This is a genomic window from Lysinibacillus sphaericus (assembly GCF_015844675.1).
Classification (GTDB): domain Bacteria; phylum Bacillota; class Bacilli; order Bacillales_A; family Planococcaceae; genus Lysinibacillus; species Lysinibacillus sphaericus_E.
Genome location: NZ_LDGC01000013.1, coordinates 71,847 through 97,133 on the forward strand (window position 1 = coordinate 71,847; position 25,287 = coordinate 97,133).

Annotated in this window: 22 protein-coding genes and 1 other annotated feature; of the genes, 20 read left to right on the plus strand and 2 right to left on the minus strand. The window is 34.0% G+C overall.

Going from position 1 to position 25,287, the window contains the following annotated elements; translation table 11 throughout:
- Positions 1 to 248: 248 nt before the first annotated feature.
- The 14 genes from ABE34_RS04680 (at position 249) to ABE34_RS04745 (ending at position 15,502) form a co-directional block, all read left to right on the plus strand.
- Positions 249 to 398: a hypothetical protein gene (locus ABE34_RS04680; RefSeq protein WP_004230023.1), complete on the plus strand. Its 150-nt coding sequence runs from the start codon at positions 249 to 251 to the stop codon at positions 396 to 398.
- 194 nt (positions 399 to 592) lie between these two features.
- Positions 593 to 751, plus strand: coding sequence for a transcriptional regulator (locus tag ABE34_RS04685; RefSeq protein ID WP_241747006.1), 159 nt, complete (start codon positions 593 to 595; stop codon positions 749 to 751).
- A gap of 1 nt (position 752) precedes the next feature.
- Complete coding sequence (locus ABE34_RS04690; protein WP_197140811.1) at positions 753 to 923, plus strand: transcriptional regulator; 171 nt, start codon at positions 753 to 755, stop codon at positions 921 to 923.
- 384 nt (positions 924 to 1,307) lie between these two features.
- Complete coding sequence (locus ABE34_RS04695; RefSeq protein WP_197140813.1) at positions 1,308 to 3,008, plus strand: putative bifunctional diguanylate cyclase/phosphodiesterase; 1,701 nt, start codon at positions 1,308 to 1,310, stop codon at positions 3,006 to 3,008.
- A gap of 161 nt (positions 3,009 to 3,169) precedes the next feature.
- Positions 3,170 to 3,388, plus strand: a binding site (T-box leader).
- 63 nt (positions 3,389 to 3,451) lie between these two features.
- A complete protein-coding gene (gene proS, locus ABE34_RS04700; protein ID WP_197140814.1) occupies positions 3,452 to 4,888 on the plus strand; it encodes a proline--tRNA ligase in 1,437 nt (478 codons plus the stop codon).
- A gap of 178 nt (positions 4,889 to 5,066) precedes the next feature.
- Positions 5,067 to 6,494, plus strand: a complete 1,428-nt coding sequence (locus ABE34_RS04705; RefSeq protein ID WP_197140816.1) for an ABC transporter permease — start codon at positions 5,067 to 5,069, stop codon at positions 6,492 to 6,494.
- 10 nt (positions 6,495 to 6,504) lie between these two features.
- Positions 6,505 to 7,197 (plus strand): ABC transporter ATP-binding protein, encoded by a 693-nt coding sequence (locus ABE34_RS04710; protein ID WP_197140817.1) that lies wholly within the window; start codon positions 6,505 to 6,507, stop codon positions 7,195 to 7,197.
- A 12-nt stretch (positions 7,198 to 7,209) separates the two neighbouring features.
- Positions 7,210 to 7,479: a hypothetical protein gene (locus tag ABE34_RS04715; protein ID WP_197140818.1), complete on the plus strand. Its 270-nt coding sequence runs from the start codon at positions 7,210 to 7,212 to the stop codon at positions 7,477 to 7,479.
- A 755-nt stretch (positions 7,480 to 8,234) separates the two neighbouring features.
- Positions 8,235 to 8,921, plus strand: coding sequence for a response regulator transcription factor (locus tag ABE34_RS04720; protein ID WP_197140820.1), 687 nt, complete (start codon positions 8,235 to 8,237; stop codon positions 8,919 to 8,921).
- Positions 8,914 to 10,365 (plus strand): sensor histidine kinase, encoded by a 1,452-nt coding sequence (locus ABE34_RS04725; RefSeq protein WP_197140821.1) that lies wholly within the window; start codon positions 8,914 to 8,916, stop codon positions 10,363 to 10,365. Before ABE34_RS04720 ends, ABE34_RS04725 begins: the two co-directional genes overlap by 8 nt.
- 204 nt (positions 10,366 to 10,569) lie before the next feature.
- Positions 10,570 to 10,896 carry an ArsR/SmtB family transcription factor gene (locus ABE34_RS04730; protein WP_197140822.1) on the plus strand — a complete coding sequence of 109 codons (327 nt, stop codon included), beginning with the start codon at positions 10,570 to 10,572 and terminating at the stop codon, positions 10,894 to 10,896.
- The gene (locus ABE34_RS04735; protein WP_197140824.1) at positions 10,893 to 11,309 is read left to right on the plus strand and encodes an SRPBCC family protein; all 417 of its coding nucleotides are present in this window, start codon (positions 10,893 to 10,895) and stop codon (positions 11,307 to 11,309) included. Before ABE34_RS04730 ends, ABE34_RS04735 begins: the two co-directional genes overlap by 4 nt.
- A gap of 208 nt (positions 11,310 to 11,517) precedes the next feature.
- Positions 11,518 to 14,688, plus strand: coding sequence for an ATP-binding cassette domain-containing protein (locus ABE34_RS04740; protein WP_197140825.1), 3,171 nt, complete (start codon positions 11,518 to 11,520; stop codon positions 14,686 to 14,688).
- A 127-nt stretch (positions 14,689 to 14,815) separates the two neighbouring features.
- Positions 14,816 to 15,502, plus strand: coding sequence for a diphthine--ammonia ligase (locus ABE34_RS04745; RefSeq protein WP_197140826.1), 687 nt, complete (start codon positions 14,816 to 14,818; stop codon positions 15,500 to 15,502).
- A gap of 439 nt (positions 15,503 to 15,941) precedes the next feature.
- Here the strand turns inward: ABE34_RS04745 and ABE34_RS04750 are convergent, their stop codons facing one another.
- Complete coding sequence (locus ABE34_RS04750; protein ID WP_197140828.1) at positions 15,942 to 16,058, minus strand: YjcZ family sporulation protein; 117 nt, start codon at positions 16,056 to 16,058, stop codon at positions 15,942 to 15,944.
- A 410-nt stretch (positions 16,059 to 16,468) separates the two neighbouring features.
- Here ABE34_RS04750 and ABE34_RS04755 point away from each other — a divergent pair, with 410 nt between their 5' ends.
- Positions 16,469 to 17,191 (plus strand): copper amine oxidase N-terminal domain-containing protein, encoded by a 723-nt coding sequence (locus ABE34_RS04755; RefSeq protein ID WP_197140829.1) that lies wholly within the window; start codon positions 16,469 to 16,471, stop codon positions 17,189 to 17,191.
- A gap of 295 nt (positions 17,192 to 17,486) precedes the next feature.
- Here the strand turns inward: ABE34_RS04755 and ABE34_RS04760 are convergent, their stop codons facing one another.
- Positions 17,487 to 18,392 (minus strand): C40 family peptidase, encoded by a 906-nt coding sequence (locus tag ABE34_RS04760; protein WP_197140831.1) that lies wholly within the window; start codon positions 18,390 to 18,392, stop codon positions 17,487 to 17,489.
- Between the two features lie 509 nt (positions 18,393 to 18,901).
- Between ABE34_RS04760 and ABE34_RS04765 the strand changes: the two genes are divergently transcribed.
- The 5 genes from ABE34_RS04765 (at position 18,902) to ABE34_RS04785 (ending at position 25,121) form a co-directional block, all read left to right on the plus strand.
- Positions 18,902 to 19,618 carry a cytochrome c biogenesis CcdA family protein gene (locus ABE34_RS04765; protein WP_197140832.1) on the plus strand — a complete coding sequence of 239 codons (717 nt, stop codon included), beginning with the start codon at positions 18,902 to 18,904 and terminating at the stop codon, positions 19,616 to 19,618.
- A 39-nt stretch (positions 19,619 to 19,657) separates the two neighbouring features.
- Positions 19,658 to 21,019, plus strand: coding sequence for an ATP-binding protein (locus ABE34_RS04770; protein ID WP_197140833.1), 1,362 nt, complete (start codon positions 19,658 to 19,660; stop codon positions 21,017 to 21,019).
- An 18-nt stretch (positions 21,020 to 21,037) separates the two neighbouring features.
- Complete coding sequence (locus tag ABE34_RS04775) at positions 21,038 to 21,709, plus strand: response regulator transcription factor (RefSeq protein ID WP_197140835.1); 672 nt, start codon at positions 21,038 to 21,040, stop codon at positions 21,707 to 21,709.
- 185 nt (positions 21,710 to 21,894) lie between these two features.
- Positions 21,895 to 23,418, plus strand: coding sequence for a multicopper oxidase family protein (locus ABE34_RS04780; RefSeq protein ID WP_197140836.1), 1,524 nt, complete (start codon positions 21,895 to 21,897; stop codon positions 23,416 to 23,418).
- Between the two features lie 236 nt (positions 23,419 to 23,654).
- A complete protein-coding gene (locus ABE34_RS04785; RefSeq protein ID WP_197141010.1) occupies positions 23,655 to 25,121 on the plus strand; it encodes a thiol-activated cytolysin family protein in 1,467 nt (488 codons plus the stop codon).
- The last annotated feature ends 166 nt before the right edge of the window (positions 25,122 to 25,287 follow it).

Genomic DNA, 25,287 nt, shown 5'->3' on the forward strand with positions numbered 1-25,287 from the left:
AAGAGCATCCAGTAGATATAAAGCTAAAAGTTAAGGTAGAGTTACTTGATTGAATTAAATATTCAACATTAAATAGAGCCATTGTTTTGATCGATCTTTTTCAAAACAATGGCTTTTATTATTTCATTAAAGTAATACTTCAAGGATATTTTTGAATAGTAAAGCTTGACGAATTGAATCGTCTGTTATATATTAATAAAAAATAATAACAACTGTTATAAAACAGTTTGATTTTAGGAGGAATTCAAATGTCAAAGTATCGTGATGGTTATGAGTTTTATTGTGAGATGTGTGAGCGTTATGGTTTAGAGCCCATTTCTTTCCGCTATTATGTGCTACAGTTATCACAGCAGCAACTTTCAGCTTATAATATGCAAGCAAAACAACTAGGTATTTAAAAGGTTTCAGATTAAAGGATGTGATTATAACGGACGCCGACGTGAATATTTTATGAAAAGCCCAGCCATACTAACTATAATGGACTGGGCTTTCAACTATTTGAAAGAAATATCAGATAATTAATTGACATACCAACCAATCTGTTATATATTATTAAAAAATAATTAAACTGTTATATAACAAGGGAGAAGAAATGCGCATGTCTCATTATAAAGCTGGTTATGAATTTTACGTAAAAAAATGTGAACAATTCGATTTAGAACCCATCAATTTCTATTATTATGTTAATCAATTATCACAAGAACAATTAGAATATTATAATGAGGTTGCACAAATGAAAGGAAATTATTAGGATGACAAAATACCGCGAAGGTTATGATTTTTATCGACAAGTATGTGAGAAACACGGTTTAGAGCCCATCAATTTTCACTATTATATGTTGAACTTATCTCAGGAGCAACTTGATGCCTACAATGAACGAGCCAAAACATTGGGAGGTCCAATAGAATATGAAGTCTGTTAGCTTATAAAATACCTTACTGCCTAGTTATGACAGTAAGGTATTTTTGGTAAATATCATAAATGAAGTAATTATTCAAGTATCTAAAATTACAGAACAATCATTCAGTTGAGAGATAAATAGGCTAAACATAACATATAAATAGACTAAGGTACTTAAAGTATTCCAAAACAAGCGTATTAAATGAGTTAAAAGACCTTGTTTTTTGAGTCTATTCTAACAAAAATCATTTAAATATAGACTTGATCGTTTTAATATTTGGGTTGAATTAACTGCTTTTCTAATACTATAATATAATTACATAATAAAGGGCGATATCCCATAACTTTATACCCCGCTTTTTATAAAGCAAAAGTACCAAACCCTTCTAATGAACGGAGAATGTAAATGATGAATATCACGCCTAGTAGTATTAATCAAGTTAACTATAGTCTGAAAGAATTACAAGATATTTTTTCAGCAATGAATAGTTCCATCATTGTAGCAATTACAGACCGAACTGGGAAAATTACGTTTGTTAATGATCATTTTTGCAAAATTTCTAAATATACACGTGAAGAATTATTAGGGCAAGATCACCGTTTACTGAATTCAGGCTACCATCCACGATCTTTCTTTAGAGAGATGTGGAAAACGATAGGTAAGGGTGACATGTGGAATGGCGAGGTATGTAATCGCGCAAAGGACGGTAGTCTATACTGGGTGAAGACGACGATTTTTCCTTTTCTTGATGACAATGGTAAACCCTATCAATATATTGCTATTCGAGTCGACATAACTGCACAAAAAGATATAAAAAAGATTACCCATATTGCCTATCACGATGAATTAACAGGGCTACCAAATCGTCGTAAGTTAGAGCAACGTTTAGAAAACGAATTCCATCAATCACGACGCACAGATGAGAAGTTTGCGTTATTTTTCATTGATGTAAATCGTTTTAAAAACATTAATGATGGATTGGGTCACATCATCGGGGATTTGTTCTTAGTGGAAATGGCGCAACGTCTGCGCAACGTTGATTACACATCGAATTCAATTTACCGTCATAATAGTGATGAATTTGTGATTATACTAAACGATGTTGACCGTATTGAGGAGAAGGCTGAGGAAATAATTAGCGTCTTTAATGAGAGTTTTATTGTGAATACGTATGAATTTTACGCAAGTATTAGTGTTGGAATTAGTATTTTTCCAGATCATGCAAACTCTGCGGAGGAATTATTGAAAAATGCAGATATCGCTATGTATGCTGCGAAATCTTCCCGTGGTAATCAATATCGCTTATATCGTCCAAATATGGATGAAGTCAATGATAAATGGCTATTACTTGAAACAAAATTACATCAAGCGTTAAAGAAGGATATTTTAGAATTACATTATCAACCAAAGATTAATTTAAAAACGAATACAATCATCGGCATGGAGGCTTTACTTCGTTGGCATGATCCTCTACTTGGTCATATACCTCCGGATCACTTTATTCCATTTGCTGAGGAATGTGGGCTTATAAATGATATAGGGGTATGGGTGTTAAGAAAAGCATCCGCCCAGGCACGCGCTTGGAACGATGTACATAATTTAAACTTACGTGTTGCCGTAAACATTTCTCCGATTCATATTAGTACGACAGGCTTTGTCGAAATGGTACGCGAAATTATGACAGAAACTAAAATCGATCCACACTTATTAGAAATAGAGATTACTGAGATGAGTATGTTGGATTATACCGAAGACTTGATCAATACTATTAACCAATTAAGAGCACTCGGTATTACAATTTCCTTAGATGACTTCGGAACGGGTTACTCGTCGCTCAATTACTTAAAAACATTCCCTGTAGATGTTTTAAAAATAGATCGTGCATTCGTCCGTGATATTTTACCTGAAAAATCAGGCATTGCCATGATATCAGCTATGATTTCTCTAGCACATGCCCTAAATCTTCAAGTAGTAGCTGAAGGTGTCGAGGAAGAAGCCGAATTAAAAGTGCTGCGTGAACATGGGTGCGAGTATGTACAAGGCTATTATTTCAGTAAGCCACTATCGGTAGATGACTTTACGCAGTTGATAGTTGAGAGTAAATAATTATAGTTAGTCTTTATAAAAAATCAACTGGTGAGGTGAAAAATCCTTTGTTATTCAAATTGATATTTTGCACCAGGAGTAATGTTAATTTTCTGATATTTCCCGAAAAATAATTATTAATATTTGAAATTATTTAACTGTTTTGCTAAAGTTAGATACAATATAAATTGATGATGTGGCCAAGTAAGGTAGAATTGTGAAACAGAAAATATAGCAAATGTTGAGAGCTATATCACCGCTTCTATCTGAAACCTACCACGGAGATGTTATGCAAACATAACCGAGTCGTTTTCGTTACAAAACGTTTGAGGGTTTTAAGATGTTCTTAAAACTAAATTCAAGGTGGTACCACGTTAATTCGGCACAAAGACGTCCTTATTTTAAGGACAGCTTTGTGCTTTTTTGTTTTTATTCAAAAACCTTTTCGAAATGGAGGAAAGAACATGACGACACAACAAAATGATTTTTCAAAATGGTACATTGAGACAATTCAAAAGGCAGACTTAATGGATTACACACCGGTCCGAGGCTGTATCGCATTTAAACCGGATGGCTATGAGATTTGGGAACACATTCAGGAAGAAATGGACCGCCGTTTTAAAGAAACAGGCCATCGCAACGCTTATTTCCCTATGCTAATCCCGGAATCCTTTTTCCAAAAAGAAAAAGATCATATCGAAGGCTTCTCACCAGAGCTTCCTTGGGTAACGGAGGCAGCAGGTGAGAAATTAGAAGAGCGTTTAGCACTTCGCCCGACATCTGAAACGATGATAGGACACTTATATTCAAATTGGATCAAAAGTTATCGTGATTTACCGGTCCTCATTAATCAATGGGCAAATGTTTTTCGTTGGGAGAAAAAAACACTTCCGTTCATTCGAACATCTGAATTTTTGTGGCAAGAGGGCCATACAGCACATATTGATGAAGAAGATGCACGTAAAGAAACAATGCAAATGTTAACGATCTATAAAGAGGTAGTTGAGGAATTACTTGCAATCCCTGTTTATGATGGACAAAAAACACCTTCTGAACGTTTTGCAGGAGCGGTTGATACATTTTCAATCGAAGCAATGATGAAAAATGGCAAGGCAGTACAAGCTGGTACCTCTCACTATTTAGGGACAAAATTCGCTGAAGCCTTTGATATTAAGTATTTAAACAAAGCTAATCAGCATGAGCATGTACACACAACATCTTGGGGGACTTCCACACGCTTAATCGGTTCTGTCATTATGGTTCACGGTGATGAACAGGGGCTTATTTTACCGCCACGAATTGCACCAACCCAAGTTGTCTTAATACCTGTAGGTCCATGGAAAAAGAACCCTGAAATTATAGAGAAACTAGATTACATCTTCGCAGCCCTTAAGAAGAAGGGAATTCGAGTTCGTTTAGATGATTCGGACCAATCACCGGGCTTCAAATTTAACGAATGGGAATTAAAAGGTGTACCGATTCGTATTGAATTAGGACCTCGTGATTTAGAGAAAAACCAAGTATTGTTAAAAGCACGAGATGAAGATGAGAAGCAATCTATTGACCTGAATGACATTGTTTCAGCCATTGAGGTAGAACTAACAACGATGCAATCACGTTTATTTGAAAAAGCACGCACATTCCGCGATGAAAATGCTCATACAACGATTGATACACTGCAGGAATTACAGCAGCATATTAACTCGTCCAAGGAAAACGGATCTATACCAGGCTGGATTCTTGCTGGATGGTGTGGAGATGATGCATGTGAGGAAAAAGTGAAGGAAGAGACAAAATATACTTCTCGTAATATTCCGTTTAACCCACCAACTACGAAGACTACTTGTATTTGCTGCGGCAATAAAGCAAAGCATACAGTTTGGTTTGCACAAGCATATTAATTATTGAAAAGATAAAAAAGAAAATATTACCGATTATAATAAGCTTGCTTCTCACATTTTGAGAAACAAGCTTATTTTTTGTTCCTTTACTATTTAAATCTCTAGATAAACTCCGCAGTATCTCCATATAAACTACACGTTACCCATTTATAGTATAGCTATCAAGGAGGTAATAAAAATGAATTTTATCAAACGAGCATTTTTAAGTGTTAAAGCAAGGAAAGGGAAATCGCTAATATTATTTACTGTATTTTTAGTAGTTTCCAATTTAGTATTAGCGGGTTTCGCTATTCAAAATGTCTCACAAAAGGCGAATGATCACGCTAGACAAACATTAGGTGTTGACGTGAGTCTTAGAATGGACGAAGAGAAGCTTATGGAAAATGTGGCAAAACAGCGACAAGAGAATCCAAATGGAAAAATACAACATCCTGAACTTTTTGCTGATGAAGCAGATCAGTTAGCTAAGTCACCCTATGTAATAGACTACAACTATCTAAAAAATGACATGCTTGTTGCAGATAATTACACGCCTATTAATGGTGACAAAGATGAGGATGGAGTAGTTGGAGCAGTAGTTGGCAGTAACTCTGGAAATATGAAAATGCCTAATACATTTATCCAAGGTGTAAAAAGCTCTGAACTATTACAAGAGTTTACAGATGGAACGAATGAAATAATTGACGGTCGTTCAATTGTTTCAGAGGATACGAATAAGAAAGTCGCTTTGATTGAAAAACGGTTAGCCGAACAAAACGAGCTTCAAGTTGGTGATAAGGTAAAGATTAAATCAACTGATGAAACATCGGAAGTAGAGTTAGAAATTATAGGGATATATAAAAATTCCGGGATAACTGACTTTGAGGAAAATTTACCTGCTATGATGCATCCATCTAACAAAATATACACTAATTATGACGCGACGAAAGAAATGTATGAAGAAAGTGATAAAAAGGGTGTATCGATTAACGAAGCAATTTACTACTTAAATGATCCAGAAAATATTGAGGATTTTAAAGCAGAGGCAAAGAAATCAACTATTGATTTCGATTTATTTAAGCTAGATGCGCACGATGCATTATATCAAAAAATGGTAGGCCCAATCGAGAATATTGCCGCTACGTCTAAAATGATTGTTTATTTAGTATCCATAGCAGGATCCATTATATTAGGTCTTATTATTATGTTGACCATAAAAGAGCGACGTAAGGAATTAGGTATTCTATTGGCAATCGGTGAAAAAAAGAGGAAATTAATAGGACAACTGTTAGTAGAAGTACTATGTATAGCTGTACTAGCATTTGGCATTTCTATCATTACAGGTAAAACAGTGTCTCAAAAAATGGGCGATAGTTTATTACAGCAAGAAGTAATTGCTGCTGAAGATCAACAACAAGAATCAAATACTTTAGGATTCTCGTTTGGCATGATGAATAAACAAGAAAAAGATGCTGAACCGATCGACAATATTGATGTCAGTATATCATCACAAGATGTGTTGAATTTAGGTGGGTTAGGGTTATTAATTGCGATTTTATCAACACTTCTTCCAGCGTTGTCAATTCTTCGTTTAAATCCAAAAGAAATACTATTAAAAGATGAGTAGGAGGAGTCACATGGACACTATATTACAATTTAAAAATCTATATTACTATTATCAAAGTAATAATAAGAAGAATACTTTATTAGAGAACGTAAATTTCACCTTTGAAACAGGATGTTTCTATAGCATTTTAGGTCCATCAGGTTCAGGAAAAACAACCGCACTTAGTTTAGCAAGTGGATTAGATAACCCAAAAGAAGGACATGTACTTTACAAAGGAAAAGATATACGGAAAATTGGTTTAGATAAATATAGAAATAAATATGTTTCGATCATCTTCCAATCATATAATCTCATTACGTATATGACGGCTCTGCAAAATGTCGTCACGGCAATGGAAATTACAGGAGTTAACATAAATGATAAAAAGAGAAGAGCGCTTGAGTTATTAGAAATGGTTGGCTTGTCGGAAATCGAAGCAAAAAGAAAGGTTTTACAGCTTAGCGGAGGTCAACAACAGCGTGTAGCCATTGCTCGTGCATTGTCTTGTGAAGTAGATTTATTAATTGCGGATGAGCCGACCGGTAATTTAGATGAGAATACTTCGGATGAAATTGTAAAATTGTTTAAAGAACTAGCTCATAAAGAAAACAAATGTATTATCGTTGTCACTCATTCCCAAGAAGTAGCTAAACAATCTGATAAGGTAGTGTATCTTGAAAAACAAAATTTGGTTTGTAAAAGTTTGGAGAAGAAACGGGAATAAAATTTGAAAAAAATGTGGACGAAAATAGCAGCATCCATTGGCATAGTATCAATCGGAATAGCAATGGGTTTATTTGCGAATTTGATTAATTTTGGTGGAAACCTGGATCAAAGTGAAACGAATATGGACCAAGATCATAACACGTATTCAGAAGAAAATATTCCCGATCCGCGACAGTGGGAATCTCCAAATCCAAGAGGAGAAATGACACCAGAACAGTGGGATCCTTACTCATCTAATTCAGGAGAAGATATGATACAAGGTTCTACATCTCCTAATTGAAATTCTTTCATGCATTAAATAAATTCTATGATACTATAGCTCGACAGATTTACAACCAGGCATAAATGAACAGTTATGAATAGCATAAGTTCCCCCTAGGATAAACAGGTGAAAATTTAAACATGTTTATCTTAGGGGGAACTTTGTGTCTTTATCAATATTTTATGTAAAAATCCATCAGTAAAAATTTTTAAAATCGAAAATATGATAAATAAATCTTAAACGACAAAAAAAGAATCCAACTTTTTCTAAATGGATTCTTAATTATTATCATATAAAAAACTTTTAAGCTATTTTAATCATTATCATATTAACAAATGACTTCGTACACTTAAAGAAGATTTCCTCTGCTCCTAAAGCTTTAAGGGATACGTATGTCAAACACGAACACAATAACAACATAAATACGACCAATAACAATAATGGACGTAGATTAATTTTATACATAAAACATTCTCCTTAGTTAGACATTTACATCTCTAGACGCTTCATTCTATTGAAAGTACACATAAAAGAATTACTTTTCTTCCTAACAAATAGTGTATATGGCCAATCTGGTATTGGTATGGAGATATAGAGGAGTTTATGTAGAGAAGATAAAAATTAGCGTCAGAGACATTTATTATTTTGTTCATTTTCAAAAAAGAACATATAGTTATATCGATTCCATGTCAGAATGAATATTGGAGAGGATAGTAGAGCTTTCAAAGGGAATATGGGGTATCTTCACATAAACTACAGATTGTAAGGTTATAATGTGCTTCGAGGGGGATATATCGATGAACTATCATATTCTTGTAGTAGAAGACGATTTAGAAATTCAAGAATTAATTAAACAGTTTTTAATGACACAAAATTATACAATAGAGGTTGCTTCAGATGGGCTAGAGGGAATGAAACGATTTAATGGACAATCCTTTGATTTAATACTTCTTGATGTCATGATGCCAAACTTTAATGGATTTGAAGTTGCCAAAATGATCCGAAGTCAGTCAAACATACCCATTATTATGTTGACGGCTTTAGAAGAAGAACAAGATCAAATGAAAGGCTTTGATATAGGGATTGATGATTATATAACAAAACCCTTTTCATTTCATGTGTTGATCAGACGAGTACAAGCGGTTCTAAGAAGAAGTTGTAATCAAAATAGCGATAATCATTTAAATTTTAATGAACTGAATGTCGATTGTGACGGATATAAGGCTTATGTAAATAAAGTTGAAATACCGTTAACAACTAAAGAGTTCGAAATTTTACAACTACTACTTCATAATGAAAAAAAGGTGCTTACTAGAGAAATTATTGTAGAAAAAATTTGGGGATATGAATATGCAGGAGAAACAAGGATGATTGATACACATATAAAAAATTTAAGAAAAAAATTAAATATACCCTATATAAAAACAGTAAAGGGTATTGGATACAAAATCGATGAATAGGATTGTAAACATCATGAAGATGAAACGAATAACGTATAAGCTCTTTATGATCACCTCTCTCATATTGTTATCTTTTGCAGTCTTGATTTATTTAACGTTATACTTCTTCCTTCCAACATTTTATGAACAATATAAAACGAATCAACTCCAAACTGGAATAGAGGAAATAATTGGTGAATCTAAAAAGTTAACATTACAAAATGCGATACCACTTTTGGATGAGTACACAAAAGAAAACAATGCTATCGTTTACTTACAACATGAAGGAACTATTATATATTCGCCTTCATTTTTTATTCAGGGGAGTACGCAACCACCAAAACTTACTGCAAAAGCAGCGCCATTACAAAATCCAGAAAGCCTTAATAATGCATTTAATATTACTTTGCCCATTCAATTCCTAGATGAAGATAATTTAATGGTTACTGTATTTGCGACATTCCAACCTATTGATGAAGCGACACACGTCTTAGTCCGTTTTCTCCCTTATATAAGTATCATTGTAGTATGTATCGGGTTAGGAAGTGCCTTTTTATATTCAAGGTTCATTACAAAACCGCTTATCTATATGAATGAAGGTGCTCAAAAGATGGCCAACTTGGACTTTTCCGAAAACATCGTAGTTCGTTCAAATGATGAATTAGAGGAACTCTCCAATAGCTTGAATGAGATGTCGAGTAACTTGCAACGAACTATGCTCGATTTACAAAAAGCAAATGAGCAATTAAAAGATGATATTGAAAGAGAGCGAAAAATCGAAACAAAACGCAGAGAATTTTTCGCAACAGTTGCACATGAATTAAAAACTCCGCTCACTGTTATGAAAGGATATATAGAAGGGATGATTTACAATATCGGCCCTTATCAAAATCGTGACCTCTATTTAGAGAAAAACCACAACATTATCGAAGGAATGGAACAATTAGTTCGAGAGATTTTAAGCATGTCTAAATTAGAACAAGATACTTTTAAATTGCAATTGGAGGAAGTCAACCTTTTAGAATTAGTAGATTCAATAACGAAAGATCTCGGTTTTTTTGCTTCTCAAAAAGACATTCAAATTATAAAACAAATTTCTCCTAACATGAATGTACGCACAGATCGAGTTTTATTAGAAAAAGCTTTCAAAAACATCATTCATAATGCGATTACGTATTCACCGCACGGAGAAACAGTATGTATAGACGAAACTGATCTCCAAAAAGAAAATCAGATTCAAATAAAAGTGATGAATACAGGTGTCAAAATTAAAGAAGAGGAAATACAACAATTATTTGAGCCATTTTATAGAATTGAAAAATCGAGAAATCGAAATACTGGTGGAAGCGGACTAGGTCTTTATATAGTAAAACAAATATTTGAATCTCTTTCTATTACCTATTTAATGAATAATACCGAAAATGGTGTTCAATTTATAGCTACTATTCCTAAAGGAAGATCATAATATATATTTGGACTTAAACAACACCATCTATTTAAAAAAATATCAGTCAAAAGAGTGTCAAATTGAAAGGTATTTGACACTCTTTTTTATTGAAAAAGAATAAAACGAATGTCATTTTGGCAAAAATAAAAATTGACTGGACACTAAATGGTGTCATATAATTAAGACACCATTTAGTGTCCTATTCATAAGGGAGAGGAGATTTTGAGCGAGAAAAATCTAGAGCGTGATGTTTATGCTGCGATTGCTGATCCAACAAGACGTCAATTAATACGCTTGTTGGCTGATGCAGAAGAATTACCTCTTCACGAATTAACGGCTCATTTTCAAATGGGGCGTACAGCAGTTTCTAAGCATTTAGCTATCCTGAAAGATGCTGATCTTGTCATTGCTCGAAGGGTTGGTAGAGAAACGAGATATCGGTTGAACGCCAATCCGTTGAAGGAAATTCAAGATTGGATATCTTATTACGAAGGATTCTGGAAAGAAAGAATGGCTAAATTAAATCTTATATTGGAGGAAAAAAAATGAAAGCAGATGTATCTTTAGATTACCAATTTACAAGTTCAATCGAGAAAGTTTGGAACGCATTAACGGATTCAGACACTCTTGAAAAATGGATATGGAAAAATGATTTTAAACCAATCGTAGGACATAAATTTCAATTCCGAGCTGAGCCAAACGAATGGTGGGATGGAATTGTCAATTGTGAGGTGCTTATAGTGGATGAACCTCATACATTATCTTACACTTGGGCAAGTGCCGGAGAAATCACTACGGTTACGTGGACGTTGACACAAGGTGAAGATGGTATTACTCACCTACATCTTGATCAATCCGGATTTAGTGAAGCAACGAAAGCTCGTCAAGGAGCAATCGAGGGAGCTAAATATGCATGGATTAACAATGGTAATCAGCTTGAAAAAGTGTTAGCAGAACTATAATCGATATGAATCGTTTTTATAATTAAAGCATTCTTCAACAATTCGACGCTTTTCCGAACACGGGAAGCGTCATTTTTAACTTCTTTCAGTAGAGGTTGAGACGCAATTATGCCTCAGTATAATTGATTGGCATGTCTATTCAAAATCCCAACACATATATTTGATGTTGTGCTAACATGACAATACTAGATTGAATGGAGAGTATCCGATGAAAATAAATCAATTAATTGCTAACAATATTAACCGATTAAATGTCGACTTGCCGGAAGATCAATCATTAGGAATTGCTGGATTGTCCGGATCTGGAAAAACTACATTTTGCCAAGCAATTGGTGAAGAATCCAAGAAGCGTCTCGTTTCTTTATTACCAAAGGCTGAATATCAGTATTTATTCCCGAATATTATGGAAACGAATTTTAGTGCCATTAAAATGGAAGAAATGCCTTTAGTCCTTTTTCTCGGTAAATCATCCATTTCAGCAAATCCACGTTCAACGGTTGGTACTCATACAGGCATTTTTAAAGAGATTCGTGAAAAGCTGGCAAATAAGTTTGATCTTTCGCCAGAAGTTTTTTCTTTTAATAATGTATTAGGTTGGTGTCCTGCTTGTAAAGGACGTGGTACGACTAAAAATGTCGAATGTAAAAAGTGTGAAGGTAAGCGCTATAATCCAGAAGTTGAGCAATATAAGTTTGAATTATGGAATCAACCACATAGTATTTCCGATATTAACAATTTAAGTATAGAAGCGATTTATTCCCTTTCAGAGGAATTAGCGATTAGCGAAGAAAGACAACGTATTCTCACAAATATAATCCAAATGAATATTGGTTACTTAACGTTAAATCGAATTATGGGGACTTTATCTGGTGGGGAATTAACACGACTGTACTTGGCAGAATTTATGGCAGCTAGTGAAAATACAGTCATTATTATAGATGAAATTTCTGTTGGTCTTGATCATCAAACACTGTTGAAAATTTTAGAGCAAATTAAACAATTGGGCTATAAAAACCAAATTTGGCTTATTGATCATTCTGATACAGTGCTAGATACAGCAGATATGCAACTGTTCTTTGGACCAGGCAGCGGGAAATACGGCGGTAAAATTGTCGAAGTATCACCACGCCCAGAACCAGTCTATTGGGAACGAAATCAGGCAATGCCTACAGACTATTATCAATTCCATGATCTTTACTGTCGTAACATTGAAATGGCTAACATACAGATTCCTAAAAATAGACTCGTAACCGTTACTGGTGAGTCCGGCTGTGGGAAATCAACCCTTGTCAATGAGTGTATCGCAAAGGATTTCCCAAAACGATATCCGAAAGATAAATTAGTTATGGTAGGACAAGACCGCAACCAATCGATTACTAGCCGATCAACGGTTGCAACGTTTCTTGATATTAAAAAGAAAATGACAAAATATAGTGACGACATCGATGATATTTTCCAACGTTCCATTGAGGACATTATCGAGGAGCTTCCAAATGAAGATATCGCTCATAAACGTTTAAGTTTATTAATTAAGCTTGGACTTGGTTATTTGACGTTAGAAAGAAAAACGCAATCCTTATCAACAGGTGAATTTCAATGCGTTCATTTAGTATCTGAGTTGTTTTCTAACGCAAGAAACCCCCATACATTATTTATTTTTGATGAGCCTTCAAAAGGTTTATCACAAAATATTTTAAACCAATTCATTGATAGTGTTAGGGATATTCTGCGAGATGAATCTGTCTCTATTATGATGATTGAACATAATGCCTATATGATGGAAAGCTCTGATTTCATCGTCGATTTTGGTAAAAGACAACCGGAACCTGTTCGACATCTTGATGTTGTCAGTCATGATGATTATTTTAATCAACATAACAAACCAAATAGTGTAGCTCCATTGCATATATCTTCAACACTAAATTCTAAAAATGGCATTCATTACTTAGAAGAGAATCATATTAGCTATTTTAAAAATGCCGAAAACATTTATAAAGGTGGTATTTTAAAAAGCTTATCATCGATGGCCCGATTAATTTATGGTGAATACGAATCTGCAACTATTGCTCCTGTCGTCGCCATTGATCTAGAAAGACACTTATATAGTCAGTATAGTTTTTTATATGAAATTGGTTGCCTCATCAACCATATAGTGGCGGCACATCCGACCAATAAAGATACAAGATGTTTCGATTTCTTTAGTCAGGAAAATTATTGCCCGAGCTGTTCTGGCCGCCTGCAAATTGAAAAGTTTGATGTTGATTTGGTCATTCAAGATAAAACAGTGTCATTTTGGGATGGCTTATTACATCAAGACGTGATGGAAGTATTAAACTATTATCAATATCCTAAATTGCAATTCCTGTTTGATGAGATTAAAAATGAACTGGGTCAAGATATTAGTAAAAGCTACAATGACATGACAGCAGAAGAAAGACATACATTCCTTTATGGTTATTGGGAAAAATCATTTTATGATAAAGCAACGAAGTCTTCGAAAAAATGGGAAGGTTTTAATTTGATCCTTGGACGTTATATGGTGATTTCGAAATCAATTATTAAAGAGCAAATGAAAGCATCAAAAGAGATGATTGCCTGTCCAATCTGTCAAGGATCGGTGCTAAACCATAAGAAACCACTAACATTTGGGGACACTGATATTCGTGAGCTTATTCATCAACCGATTGATCAGGTTATAAAAACGATAGGTAATTTACCAGAGCTTGAAAAACTAAAATCAATTGTTGGTGGCGAGATGACACTTACTGAAGATGTCTCCTTACTTCCGAGAGAAACACAAGTGTCGTTAAAAATGCTAGAATTAGAACTCGCAAGCTTTGCTGGATATGAAATAGTCCTACAAAATGTTTTACCATTTTGGGACAAAATACAAAATAATATCCAAGCAATAAGCAGCAAAAATCAAATTACAATCTGTGATTTCGCCCATATTGACGAAACGAGAGAAGCTATTATTGATCAGTATTTTACGAATGGAAAATACAAAAAATTAACATATGTTTATGAAGCATTTGGCTACAAAAAAATTGTTACACAAATTAATAAAATAAAAGCAAGTCATAAATGTCCATTCTGTAATGGGAAGAAGGTCATTTCTGAAGATAATCTCCATGATGGTGTTTATAAATTATCAGTACCATGTATTCGTTGCTATGAAAGTGGTATCAATGACAAAGGGCGTAAGGAAATTGTCGATGGCGTAGACGTGCAAACATGGCTAACTGGCAAAGTAAGTGATGTTGTTGCTGAAAACTTACGAACGGAGGCTGTTGCTAATATCCCTATCTTCAATCGTATTCGAGAGTTAAATAAACGAGAGCTGATGGCGGTTTATCAATGCCTTGAGCAAAATAATTAAAGCAAGCTATATTTTAAAAGAAAGCTATTTCAAAAACTCATTTGCAATAATAAATGCAAATGGGTTTTATGTTATCCTGAGAAAGAGCTTGTAAAAAAGTTAGTAGAATAAAAGGGGAAAGATAGGAATGACAGAATTGATGAACTGGAAAAATAATGCTCAAGAGCATCGTTTTATAGCCTCATTTAGCGGAGGAAAGGATAGTGTCCTAGCTTTATATAAAGCAATGAAGGTTGGAGAAGCAGTTGGACTAATCGTCATGATGGAGGAAGAAGGAAATCGTTCCAGATCCCATGGCATGCCTCCGGAACTCATACGTGCCCAAGCTAATTCTATAGGTTTACCGGTTTATACTGCAGCTGCAAGCTGGACAGATTATGAAAAAGTATTTATGAACCTTTTAGAAAAAGCTAAAAATGAAGGTGCAGAAGTTTTAGTCACAGGTGACTTAGATATGCCTGAACATGGTTGCTGGCATGACAAAGTTACAAAGAATGCTGGTTTAAAGCTAGGCATGCCATTATGGGAAATGGATCATCGTGAAGCTGTCGATGAATTTATAAACTTAGGATTTATTACAATCATTGTCACTGTGAATTTATCATTAGGCATGCGAGAAGACGATTTAGGGCGAATATTAACTCATGAATACGTAAAAGAGCTTGAAGCGCGCGGTATTGACCCTTGCGGAGAAGGTGGAGAATTCCATACTACAGTATTAGACGGACCAATTTTCAAACAGCCTATTCCTGTTCGTAAATGTGATGTTATTAGAAGCGGAGAATATGCTTTTTTGCCTTTGGAACTTAATTAAAATGTAAGAAAAAATTATTTAATAAATTAAAAGACTAATAATGTTGGATTATGGACTGCAGAGAAATCTAAAATATAAGAGCCTTACTACATGTTATTGTAGAAAGGCTCTTTCGTGTAGTTAATCCATATTAATTTACACAACAGATTAGTTAAAAAACTATTTTAAAAAATCATCTTAATTTTTAATTTATAACAATGGGGAGTATGATCGATTTAATCCAGTCCTATTCTAAGTATTGGGATTGATTTGATTTATATAGCTACTGAAAAAAAACTTCAAATAGCTGAATATTTAAGTACTAAAAATAATGAATACACTTTGAGTAATTAAACTATTAAAAGGGTCACTGGCGGAAAGTGACCCTTGAGAATGGAAGGTATATAGGATTAGTTTGTATAATCCTTTACATTATGAGCCTGAAAGGTGGTTTTAGGTATTAGTAATAACCTATGAAGCTAGTACCAACAATAATCAATAGAATGAATAGAACAACGATTAGCGCAAATGATGAACCGTAACCAGAACCAGAACCGCTACCGCAATATTCAGACATAGTAATTTCCCTCCTTTCAATACTCTATAATATGAATCGTTGTTAAAATGATTAGCGATATTTATCTAGTATAAAAAAATAAATATCCAGAGATTTTAAAAAAGGGGTAAGTGATTTATAAAAAGGTGTGATAGGTAGTTATTCGATTAATACAAGACGCTTGTTACGAAGATTAACTGGATCATTACTATAGTATTTGCATCAAGATAGTGCTTTAGATAGAGGTCGGGATACGAATTTTGTATAGTAGGGTGTTGGAAGTGGATGTGTGAATTGTATCTTTTTATATCAATTCTAATCAATTGAATGATTTTAAATACCTAAAAAGTATTTACTTTTATTCAAAACTCAAGGATAATATATCTATTGTTTCGTATAATAAATTAGGTACAAAGGAGAAACGAAAAGAAATGAAGAAATTATTAATTAGTTCGTCAATTGCTGGTGCTCTTTTATTGGGTGGTACTCTAGGAGCATTTGCAGCTACGAATAGCAAAACATTGGAAGTGTTTTTTAATGTCAAGGATATTAAAATTGATCAAGTATCAAGCATGCCTAAGGACAAACCTTTCACATACCAAGGTACTACATATGTCCCATTACGCTTTATCAGTGAAGAGTTAGGCTATCCTGTTAAATGGGATGGTGCTAAGCAAACGATACATATTGGTAAAACAGCAGATGAAAATGCCTATTATCCTCAACGTGACTTTAAACATATGAATTACCAAGAATCGTCAGGAGTGAGCGGGAATACTTTCTCATATGCATTTAATGATGAACGTCTTTCTGATAATATTGGAAATAAATATAGTAACTATATCACATTAGGTGTTAGTGGTTGGTATTCTGATTCAAATGTATTATTAGAATTTCCGTTAAATGGGCAATACAATAAATTTGAAACCACTCTGGCGCTAACTGAAAAATCAAAGAGTACAGATGCTAATTTAACTTTAGATGTTTATTTAGACGAAAACCTTGCTGAAAGTTATTCGATTAAAGCAGGTGACATGCCTACTGAAATTAATATCAATTTAAAAAAAGCAGTAAAAATAGGTTTTAAATTATCTCGTGATAAATCTGGTAAAGATGCAGAAATAGGACTATTTAATGCTAAGTTCTATAAATAAGAACATCTTGAGTTATGAGTCTAGGTTTTATCTGTAAAAAACTGAAGATGGGCAATATTTATCCTGATGAAGAGTGGGCTAAAGAGTATAATTTTATGCTTAGAAAAGACATAATCTACTTATCACATATAGCAAAAGAATTATTTTGGTACCAAACTGAATCATTTGTAAGCCAGTACAATTAGTACTGGCTTTTATAATACGTATAATGATAAGAGGGAAGCATTGGAATGGTATTAGAAGTAAAAAACAAAAAAAGGCATCTCATCCATAGATGAAACACCTTTTATTGAAGTTATTGAGCTGCTCGTTGTAAAAAGGCGTCTAATTGTACTAATGTGACATTGTCATTTACCCCAAAAGTATTGTCACCTTTTCCAACCGTAATTTTATTGGAAGCAAGAATAGATACATAATTGTAAGCCCAATGCGAACTTGGAACATCAACGAATTGTACGGCTGTTCCTTGTTGTTTTAAACGGAATGCTTCCACTAAAACTTTTGATAATTGACCACGTGTCATCGGAGAACCTGGATTGAATTTTCCGTTTTGATCACCCGTAAAAACGCCGAGTTTTTTAAGTGCTTCTGCAGCACCCGCATATTTAGACGATGGTGTTATATCTGGAAAACTTGAATTGGTGTTACTAGTATCTAACTTTAACTGCTTAGCTAGTTTAAGAGCTACCTCTCCACGCGATGCATAAACGCTAAAGTCGATTTCAGCATCTTTTACTTCTCCTTCAGAGAAGTCTGCTACGCGTTTCGCACCTACGTAACGAGATCCCCAGTAATAAGGATCATTAAGTTTGTCGATTTTTACGCCAGAACTTGTAGTAGCTGAAATAAAATTGCTGTCACCTATGTATATGCCAACATGGGAAACGCCGCTTCCCGAAGTATTAAAAAATACAAGATCTCCAGACTTCAACTGAGCTTTCGCAATCGAAGTACCTTGCTGATATTGAGAACTCGATGTACGTTGTAGTGAAATACCCAACTTAGAAAAAACGATTTGTGTATATGCTGAGCAATCTATACCTGTCTTAATGTCCGTTCCTCCATATTGATAAGGTACACCTATATATGATTTTGCTGTATTAGTTAAATCTGCTACTGTTGCTGCTTTCGCATCATGAATACCCATGCCTGTGAAAAACATAAACGATGCAAAAATGGGAAGTAACCATTTTTTCTTCATGTAAACTTACTCCTTTCAAAAAGCTTTCAGTTTTTAATAAAGTAAGAATAGCATGAAACAGCCATGAGTTATTTTTCAATCATATTACCGATTACCGTTAAACAGCAAAATTGAAACCTTAATTTTAACTGTGTAAAACTTCTGCAACAATCATGGGCAATTTTACTAAAAATAATTTAAATAAATGGTTATAGAGGGTTTAAAGGGTTTATTTAGTGGTTTCATCCAATGTAAAAAATTTACGTGAGGCATTGTTTTTCCACATCTAATCCTATTTATTGCTTTATGGCACTGTTGGTCCTCTTCGGCTTAACTTCTCAATTATTAGCTCGCTTTTTATACTTAACAACGAAAACTTTCTTTACGAGGTAATTCACAAAAGGGGAAATAGCACCTTTCATCCCAATTGTATTTTCATAAACACAATTGGACATTCTCCATAAATTTTTCATATTTTTTATTTATACTAAATAATTGATGTGTTTAATTAAATAAGGAAGGATTGGTGAATGGCTTTGGCAGGAGAATTGAATTTATTTCTTTCCTTTGCAGCAGGGTTATTATCGTTTATTTCCCCTTGTTCATTACCACTTTACCCAGCATTTCTCTCGTATGTTACGGGGATGTCCTTTAATGAACTAAAGGATGACAAAGGAGTATTTCATCGTAAAGCATTGATACATACACTTTTATTTTTATTTGGTTTCTCTATTATATTTTTGGCTTTAGGTCTCTCTACATCTTTTATCGGCTCTCTTTTTATTATGCATAAAGATTTGCTGAGACAAATTGGCGCTATTATTATCGTAATATTTGGTTTGATTATTCTAGGTGTTTTTAAGTTCGATTTTTTACTTTCAGATAAAAGAATACAGTTTACGAAAAGACCTAAAGGCTATTTTGGTTCTATTCTTATCGGCGTGGGCTTTGCTGCTGGATGGACTCCGTGTACCGGTCCAATTCTTGCCGGCGTTATTGCATTAGGCATATCCGATCCTAGTAGAGGAATACTATATATGCTATTTTATGTACTTGGTTTCTCTATTCCATTTTTAGTTATGTCTTTATTTATTGGGAAAATGAAAATGTTTCAAAAACGAAGTGCTCTTTTTATGAAAATAGGTGGTGTGTTAATGGTTATTATGGGGATTATGTTATATTTTGATATGATGACAAAAATGATCGCATTTTTAACACCGTTTTTAGGAGGATTTACAGGATTTTAGACGATATAAAACGCCAGGTAAGGAGGAGCATGCAATAAGGTGAATAAAATCTCTACTAAATTAGCAGCTAGTTTTTTTGTTGTCGTGCTAATAATGGAATTATTTCTCATGTTTTACCTACATCGAAATATTATTAAGTCGAAAGTTGAAGAGGAACTAGCCAGTTTATTAGCCAATGGAGAAAATCATAGAGATGTATTACTCGAGAATTATTCAGATATGACGATAAAGCATATCGTGTTAATGGAAAAGAATAAAGATCGAGAAGTCATAATCACAGATAAAAATGGGCGTATTATAGGTCGTTCCACTTTAAATAACACAAAAGTAGAAGAATACATGCCTTTAGTAAAAAATCTAAGTAAAACAAAGGATCAAATAGTAGTAGCAGACTGGCGAAACTCTCCATATATAGTCAGCGCGCACCCTTATAAAATAAATAAAGATCAATCAGGTTATGTGGTCATGTTTCAAAGTACAAGTGCTATCAAAGAAATGGTTCATAATTTGAATAAGCACTTTTTCATATCTGGTATTACTAGCATTGTCGTTCTTCTTGCTATATACGCATTATTATCGAAAGTCTTAACGAGACCTTTAATCCGTATGAAAGCGGCTACTGAAAAATTAAGTCATGGCGACTTTAATGTAAGTCTAGCTGATGTAGGAAAAGACGAACTTGGTGAGTTAGCAAGTTCGATTCAGAAGTTAGCCGATGATTTAGAAAGATTACAAAAAGAAAGAAATGAATTTCTGGCCTCAATAGCGCACGAATTAAGCACACCCCTAACATATTTAATCGGATATTCAAAAGTAGCCATGAGAGAAAATTTGAACGAAAATAATCGAAATCACTATCTTGAAATTATTACAGAAGAAGCTGATCGAATGAAAGAACTTGTAAAAAACTTATTAGAATTAGCAAAAATGGATCAAAACTCTTTTAATGTATCAAAGGAATATTTTTCTGCAAGTCTATTTCTAAATAATATATGTAAACGAGTTGCACCTTCTTTTGACATGAATAACATAAAGATAATGTTTGTTTGTGAAGAGGATTTTGAAATATACGCAGATTCCATTCGACTGGAGCAAATTATGCTAAATTTATTAGATAATGCTTTGAAGTATTCAGATAAAAACACGAAGGTTATAGTGGAAGCAATTAAGCAAGATGAAAGAACCGTAATAAACGTAATTGATGAAGGGATTGGTATTCCTTCAGACGAACTGACATCGATTTTCGAAAAATTATACAGAGTGGAGAAATCACGTTCGCGAACTTTTGGGGGTTCAGGGATAGGACTTGCTGTAGTTAAAGAACTAGTCGAGGCCCATGGCGGTACAATTAACGTGAAAAGCAATTTAGGCGAAGGCAGTACATTTACAATTACAATATAGAAGGGGATAGGAATATACATGAAAACAATTTTATTAGTTGATGATGAACTAAGAATGTTGGATTTAGTAGAATTATTTCTATTGCCATATGGTTTTAATTGCATAAAGGAAACAAGTGGCATAAACGCAATTGAGCACGTAAAGAAAGAAGACATAGCTCTTATCATCTTAGATGTTATGATGCCCGAAATGAATGGATGGGAAGTTTGTGAAGCAATCCGCGAATTCTCAAATGTTCCAATCATTATGCTAACAGCACGATCCGATAAAGTAGATTTAGCAAAAGGTCTAAATACAGGAGCGGATGATTATATTTCGAAGCCTTTTGACGAACGAGAATTAGTTGCAAGAGTAAATGCGATACTACGTCGAACTTATCGTGATGAGAATAAAATGATTCGTTACAATGATTTTACGCTGGATAAAGAAACATACTCCTTACACTATCATGATTTAACTGTCCAGCTGACGTTAAAAGAATTTAATATTATAAAAACATTAATTTCCCGACCATCTAAAACGTATACTAGAGAAGAATTATTACGTTCTGCATGGGAATATGATACAGAAATCGATACACGAACAATAGACTCTCATATTCGAAATTTAAGAGAAAAATTAGTGAATGCTGGTTTTCCAAGTAACAATTTTATTAATACCGTTTGGGGAATCGGATATAAATGGGGTTAATGAAGCGCAAAGTAGCATTAAAATAATGTGATTTAGATGTCCATTAGTCAATTTTGACATGGATATCTTTTTTTATTGTCCAAAGCGCTATCGTGATGTTTTTCAAGTATGATCTTGTAACTCCATAATTTTTTCATATTTATTTGCTACAGTTAGTTTGTATTGAAATGCAAGGAGGAAACATTATGAAGCCTAAATTTTTGATTACTTCTCTACTAGTGAGTAGTTTAATCATTGGGGGATGTAGTGCTAGTAGTTCAAAATCTGATGACACGATGGACCAGTCCAAGATGATAAAAGAAGAAATGTCGAATATGGAGGGGATGGATCATTCCAATATGTCGGGAAACGATATGGCAACAATGAATGGACATGAGAGCCATACGAATCCATTAGCATTAAATCATTCGACTGGAGAAAATGAACTGGCTCTTCCACCTTTGCTAGAAGCAAAAGATGGCATTTTTTCTATTACTGCACAACAAGGAACAAGTGAAATTTTCAAAGGCATTAATACCGAAACGTATGGCTATAATAGCTCGTATTTAGGTCCAGTCATTAAAGTGAATGAAGGCCAAAAAGTAACATTTAAAACAAATAATCAACTATCAGAGCCAACGACATTTCATTGGCATGGTTTAGATCTACCAGGAGAAGCAGACGGAGGTCCACATCATCTATTACAGCCTGGAGATACGAAAAATGTGACGTTTACTGTAAAACAAGGAGCATCCACGTTATGGTTCCATCCTCACCCTGTAGGAGCGACAGCGGAACAAGTATATAAAGGGTTAGCAGGATTAATATACGTGGAAGATGAACATTCTAAAAAACTAGGCTTACCAAGTGAATATGGTGTGAATGATTTCCCTTTAATATTCCAAGATAGAAAATTTGACGATACTAAACAATTAAATTTTAAAGCTGCAATGAATGAGGATGGTACTATAGGTGATACTTTGTTAATAAATGGCACAGTTAATCCTAAGCTAACAGTTGGCAAAGAAAAGGTCCGTTTACGTTTATTAAACGGTTCAAATGCCCGTAACTATACATTTAAATTAAATACCGGAGATTCATTTCAACAAATAGCTACTGATGGTGGCTTTGTAAATAAACCAATTTCGATGAATGAACTATCATTAACGCCGGGCGAACGTGCAGAAATTATAGTTGATTTTTCAACATACAATGTGTCAACGGATATAGCATTAATGAATGAAGAAGACACTAAATTATTATCATTTAATATCGTCGATAAAAAATCAGAAACATCTAGTGATTCTCTCAAAAACTTAAATAATTATGTAATAACCGATGAAGAATTAAAATTGCCAGTTTCTAAAAAGCTGGAACTTTTCGGAATGGGAAAGATGGTCACAATTAATAATAAACAATTCGATATGAATCGAATCGACTTTACGCAAAAACAAGGAGAGACTGAAATATGGGAAATTTATAATAAACCAGATATGATGGGTGGCATGACACATCCATTCCATATACATGGTACTCAGTTTAAAATTCTCTCCATCGATGGGAAAGAACCACCGACAAACGAATATGGTTGGAAAGATACTGTCGCAATAGATGCTGGAGAAACAGTACGGTTAGCTGTGAAATTTAATAACAAAGGCATTTACATGTTCCACTGTCATATTCTTGAGCATGAAGAAAATGGTATGATGGGGCAAGTTAAAGTGGAATAGTACTAAATAAAGTATGTAACGAAATGTCTTACGATTTAAAGCCCTTTACAAAGTGATGATTTGTAGAGGGCTTTTTTTATTGAAAAATAATAAAAATGCTAACATAAGACCAATTTACTATATTTTAACAAAACTCTTTTGTGGTATAATATCCCTAAAAAGGAGTGATAATTTTGGGAAATCGAAATCATTTTACCGTAATAAAATTTCTAGTAAGCTTATCTGTTATTTTATGCATGATAAGTTATCCGGTTATTTCCTTTGCTGAAACACTTGATACCCATCCTAGTGAAAAAAGCAAATCGAATGACATTGATTCGGGTATAGCAAACTTGAACTACAATAATAACGAAGTTTTAGCAGCGAAAGGAGAGAAGATTGATAGTTTCGTTCCAAGAGAAGGTATTAACTCAAATGATAAATTTATAGTGGTGGAACGTAACAAAAAATCACTTACAACCTCACCAGTGGATATTTCAATTATCGATTCTATGGCGAATCGTACTTATCCAGGTGCATTACAACTTGCAAATCAAGCTTTTGTAGACAATCAACCTAGTTTATTAGTGGCGAAAAGAAAGCCGCTAAATATAAGCATAGATTTACCTGGCATGAAAAGAGAAAATACTACGACCGTGGATAATCCTACATATGGTAATGTTTCGGGTGCAGTAGATGAGCTAGTATCTACTTGGAGTGAAAAATATTCAACAACTCATACTTTACCTGCAAGACTACAATATTCAGAGTCAATGGTTTATAGCAAATCTCAAATAGCAAGTACGCTAAATGTGAACGCCAAAGTTCTTGATAATTCACTAGGAATTGACTTTAATGCAATTGCTAATGGAGAGAAAAAAGTGATGGTTGCGGCATATAAACAAATATTTTATACGGTAAGTGCAGAACTACCTAACAATCCATCTGACCTTTTTGATGACAGTGTGTCCTTTGAAGAGTTAACGCGTAAAGGGGTAAGTAATGACGCTCCTCCCGTTATGGTGTCAAATGTAGCTTATGGCAGAACAATTTATGTGAAATTAGAAACAAGCTCTAAGAGCAAAGATGTACAAGCTGCATTTAAAGCTTTACTGAATAATGTGAATACGAATGTAGAAACTAGTGGACAATATAAAGATATTTTTGAAGAGAGTTCTTTTACTGCTGTAGTATTAGGCGGAGATTCACAACAGCATAATCAGGTTGTCTCAAAAGACTTTAATGATATTAGAAAAATAATTAAAGATAATGCAGAATTTAGTCTTAAAAATCCAGCATACCCAATATCATATACAAGTGTTTTCCTAAAGGACAATTCAATTGCTGCTGTTCATAACAATACAGACTATATCGAGACAACTTCTACAGAATACTCTAAAGGCAGCATCATCCTTGATCATTATGGAGCATATGTTGCACAATTTGAAGTAGCATGGGATGAATTTTCATATGATGAAAATGGCAAAGAAGTGCTATCCCATAAAACTTGGAATGGAAACTGGAAAGACAAAACGGCACATTTCTCTACTGTAATACCACTTCCGCCTAATTCGAAAAATATAAGAATTTATGCGAGAGAATGTACAGGTCTCGCATGGGATTGGTGGAGAACAATTATTGATGAATACAATGTTCCATTATCTAAAGAAATAAAAGTTTCAATTGGAGGAACAACATTACACCCAACAGGTACTATTAATTAGGTACCTTTCATGATCCAATCTAAACTAGGGCTTGAAGCGGGTGAATCGTCTAACTAAGTATTAAAAATACGATCATCCATCCTGGACAAACAAACGGCTGAGACTCTTGTTAAACAAGAACTCAGCCGTTTCTAATTCACAAACATCTCTTTCGAATAAGAAGAAC